Source organism: Mycobacterium sp., from assembly GCF_049683355.1.
GTDB lineage: Bacteria > Actinomycetota > Actinomycetes > Mycobacteriales > Mycobacteriaceae > Mycobacterium.
Genome location: NZ_JBAUJB010000043.1, coordinates 1 through 2,996 on the forward strand (window position 1 = coordinate 1; position 2,996 = coordinate 2,996).

Below are 2,996 nucleotides of genomic sequence, written 5' to 3' on the forward strand. Positions count from 1 at the left end.
ACACGAGGGCGCCGCACGCCGAGGGCAACTTCCCGACCCCTTCGGGCAAGTGCGAGTTCAAGTCCAGCCTGGCCGCGGGCGGCAACTTCGTCGTCCCGGTCTGGCGGTCGATGTACGACGGGATGCAACCCGGCGGCTACGTCGACCCGGTCCCCGACTACATCCCGCCCTTCGAGTCGCCACAGTCCAATCCCGAACTCGCCGAACGCTTCCCGCTGAGCATCATCTCGCCCAAACCGCACGCGTTCCTCAACAGCCAGTACGGCAACGCCGCGGACAAGCAGCAGGTCCAGGGCGGGCAGCGGGTGTTCATCCACCCCGTCGACGCCGCCGAACGCGGTATCGAGGAAGGCGACCTGGTGCGGGTCTTCAACGACCGCGGCTCCTTCCAGGGGCCGGCGGTGTACGAGTCCGATCTGATCACCGGGTTGGTGATGGCCAACGTCGGTCACTGGCAGGGCAAGACCTCGGGCACCACGGTCAACGCCATCACCGCCGACCGCCACTGCTCACTCGGAAACGCCGGGGTGTACGGCGACAACCTGGTCGAGGTGCAGAAGGTGGTGGATGAGGCTGTCGCAAGCTAGCCCATCGCACTGACGTCGCGGACCGCACCCTTGTCCGCCGACAACGCCAGCGCCGCATAGGCCCGCAATGCTACCGACACCACCCGCTCGCGTGAGCGTGGCCGGTACCCGCCGACCGACGCCAAAAACGCCTCCCGGCGCCGCTGCAGTTCCGCGTCGCCGACGTCGACCTGGATCGTCCGGTGCGGGATGTCGATCGTGACGATGTCACCGTCCTCGACCAGCGCGATGGTGCCGCCCGCGGCGGCCTCGGGGGAGACGTGGCCGACTGAGAGCCGTTGCCTGTTGTTGAGTGAATGTGAGTTCGCTTGTTCATCAGGCAGCCTCGCCTTGCGGTGAGGCGGTCCCCGTCTGGTCCACCGGCTGGTGGTGCGGGGTTGACGTTTCATCGCCTGCTACGTTGCCCGCTGGCGCGGGTTCGGTCTCACGCATGGCTCCACGTCCTGCCACCGGGCCACTCCCGGCGGGACTCTGTTCACCCAGCTGTGTGGGTACGCCGAGTCGGGCGAGGTTGATCGCAGCACCCAGATCACGATCGATCTGCAGGCCGCATTCGTCACAGTCGAAGATTCGGTCGGCGAGGGTGAGGTTTGGCTTTCGCCTCCCACAGGCCGCGCATGTCTTCGACGACGGAAATGTCGGTCAGCCTCCACGAGGTGGGAGCCGTACCAACGGGTTTTGTAGCCCAGCATGCGCCGGATCTGCGCCAGGGCAGCATCAGCCAGCGCCCGATTCAGGCCGCGCTTGCGCGATCCGCCTTTGGTGCGCATACCGGCGGCGTTCAACGTTTCGACCACGATCACCTGGTGTTGTTGGGCCAGTGCGGTGGTGGCCTTGTGCAGCACGTCGCGGCGTACGACCGCGGCGTGGGCGTGTGTGCGGCCGATCCGGGCCTGGTGCGCCGCCACCGTTTCGAGGGCTCTCGGCGGGTCTGGGCCTGTGGGTCATAGGGGCCCTGTTGGCGGGCGGCTCGGCGCTGCAGCGCCCTCAACTGGCCCTGGGCGGCGGTCAGCGACTTCGGTGCAGCAACGCGGTCGATCTCGGTTCCCCCGGGAGTCGCCACGACAAGCAGGCTGTCCGCTTTCACCCCGACATCGACCCCGACAATCCGATGGGGTGAGCGCGGTGCGTGCGCGGGTCGGGTCTTGGCGGCGACGATGGCGTGTAAGGCGCAGTACCAGCGTCCGGCGCTGTCTTGGCGCACGGTGGCCGACAAGATCCAACCACCGCTACGCCTGTCTGCGGATGCACACCATTCACGCGCGCCCACTCAGACAACTTCACACCCCACCAAACCACACATTCGATCACAAATACTCACGTGCTGACGAGCAGCTCGATACCCCACCGGGGTGTGCGAATCCGCATCCGTTCGGTTCGCTCCACCGGGCACAGCGACGTTTCCCGCTGCCGAACGAGCAGGTGGGTGTAGTCTCGGGGGTAGGCCGAGTTCGCGCCGATAGTCCGATGCGACAAATTCCGGCGTGACAATACTCAGCCCGCGACGCGATTCTCTTCGCTCGGACACAGTGCGGGGTCTGCCCCGTACCACTCAAGGACGTAGCTCATGGATTCGTCTGATCTGTTCTCACACCGTCAGGCGCCGCATGTCTCCAACACCGGCCCGAAGTCCCAAGAGCCGGTGCAGGCGCCAGTCTTCTCTGATCAACCGAAGAAGAACAGCTCTGCTGATTCGCAATCCCAGTGAACGGGTTGGCGCGGTCCCGCCGCGCTTCCCGGCCGATCAGGGTGATGCTCGCCGGTGAACTCGGCGGCGAGATCGACGGCGCCTGGTGGCCGCACACGGCTTCGGTGGCCACCGAGCTCCCGGAATTGGTCGGTGCTCTGCATCGGGCTCTCGGTGAGATCGTAGACATCCGCATCAACTGGTCGGTCACCGAAGGTCAGCTAGACCTGGAGACAATCGCCACCGGTGCGCGGTTGATGCGTGCCGGCGAGCACTACCGGCGGCCCCGTCTGATGGTGGTCGTCGGCCGCAACGCGAGCGCGAAACTCCTTGTCGTGCCGAGCATGACGTCACAGGCCCTCGGCCTGATGGTGCTCCGGACCGCTGCCGGGCTGCCCACCTCGGGCGGCACCGGGGACTCCCGGCTCTACGAGACGGCCCGCGTGGTGATGCGGCTCGCCGAGGCCGAGAGCGCAAAATGGTGCGATCCCATCAGTTCTTGACCGGCCGTGTCCCTGCGACGCTGAAAAGCGCTGCGCCACCGGCGCGTTCGATTTGTTTCGATAAGCGCAGCGCGGCGTGCTAGCCTTATCGTGGATGTCTGTCTGACATCCATTCAGAATGACGGAAGTTGAAAGAGTATGGCACAGGGAACTGTGAAGTGGTTCAACGGCGATAAAGGCTTCGGTTTCATCGCCCCCGATGGCGGCGCAGAAGATGTG

The 2,996-nt window shown here is 65.8% G+C and carries 4 protein-coding genes and 3 pseudogenes; 3 read left to right on the forward strand and 4 right to left on the reverse strand.

Features of this window, described 5'->3' with window-relative positions; translation table 11 throughout:
• Nucleotides 1-587, forward strand: a 587-nt coding sequence (locus WA944_RS02435) for a molybdopterin dinucleotide binding domain-containing protein (RefSeq protein WP_526646223.1), incomplete at its 5' end; no start/stop codon positions are given.
• On the opposite strand, the pseudogene WA944_RS02440 reads toward WA944_RS02435, so the two are convergent.
• The 4 genes and pseudogenes from WA944_RS02440 to WA944_RS02455 all read right to left on the reverse strand — a co-directional run.
• Nucleotides 584-862 (reverse strand): annotated as a pseudogene (locus WA944_RS02440) (dihydroxy-acid dehydratase); the annotation flags it as partial. The gene WA944_RS02435 and the pseudogene WA944_RS02440 overlap by 4 nt on opposite strands.
• 40 nt (nt 863-902) lie before the next feature.
• Nucleotides 903-1,175: pseudogene (locus WA944_RS02445) on the reverse strand (IS607 family element RNA-guided endonuclease TnpB); the annotation flags it as partial.
• A 113-nt stretch (nt 1,176-1,288) separates the two neighbouring features.
• Nucleotides 1,289-1,432 (reverse strand): annotated as a pseudogene (locus WA944_RS02450) (hypothetical protein); the annotation flags it as partial.
• Nucleotides 1,387-1,650, reverse strand: coding sequence for a hypothetical protein (locus tag WA944_RS02455; protein ID WP_526646227.1), 264 nt, complete (start codon nt 1,648-1,650; stop codon nt 1,387-1,389). The pseudogene WA944_RS02450 and the gene WA944_RS02455, both read right to left, overlap by 46 nt.
• Nucleotides 1,651-2,339: 689 nt before the next feature.
• On the opposite strand from WA944_RS02455, the gene WA944_RS02460 reads away from it, so the two are divergent.
• The gene (locus tag WA944_RS02460) at nt 2,340-2,777 is read left to right on the forward strand and encodes a DUF5994 family protein (protein ID WP_526370807.1); all 438 of its coding nucleotides are present in this window, start codon (nt 2,340-2,342) and stop codon (nt 2,775-2,777) included.
• A gap of 138 nt (nt 2,778-2,915) precedes the next feature.
• Nucleotides 2,916-2,996 (forward strand): cold-shock protein (locus WA944_RS02465; protein WP_526646225.1); only part of this gene is annotated, 81 nt, incomplete at its 3' end.

What these genes read in the sequence shown, in the direction of transcription:
- WA944_RS02460 (WP_526370807.1), top strand. Translation starts at nt 2,340, where the DNA reads ATGCTCGCCGGTGAACTCGGCGGCGAGATCGACGGCGCCTGGTGGCCG.